Origin of the sequence: Cytobacillus oceanisediminis 2691 (genome assembly GCF_007678455.1) — a bacterium.
Classification (GTDB): Bacteria; Bacillota; Bacilli; order Bacillales; family Cytobacillaceae; genus Mesobacillus; species Mesobacillus oceanisediminis_A.
In genome coordinates this window covers 1-293 of sequence record NZ_VEEP01000151.1, presented here as the reverse complement: position 1 = coordinate 293, position 293 = coordinate 1, and the positions used below count along the sequence as shown (strand labels likewise).

At 40.6% G+C, this 293-nt stretch carries 1 rRNA gene; it reads left to right on the top strand.

Annotated features, from left to right (window positions below):
• Positions 1–208: 208 nt before the first annotated feature.
• A 5S ribosomal RNA gene (gene rrf / locus FS736_RS23610) occupies positions 209–293 on the top strand; the annotation flags it as partial.

The following is a 293-nucleotide window of genomic DNA, read 5'->3' as shown; positions in this document are numbered from 1 at the left end:
GTCAGAGGTGGAAGCGCGGTGACGTGTGGAGCTGACTGATACTAATCGTTCGAGGACTTAACCAAATTGATCATTCGTTTCTCTTGTTTTCTTCTTACACATTATCTAGTTTTGAGGGAATAAAGATTTTTACTAAGTGAAATATCTTTAAAATTTCTCTTGCAAAATGCACTAAAGACAGTATAATAGATATTGTCTTGAAAAATTGTCTGGTGACGATGGCGAGAAGGTCACACCCGTTCCCATACCGAACACGGAAGTTAAGCTTCTCAGCGCCGATGGTAGTTGGGGGT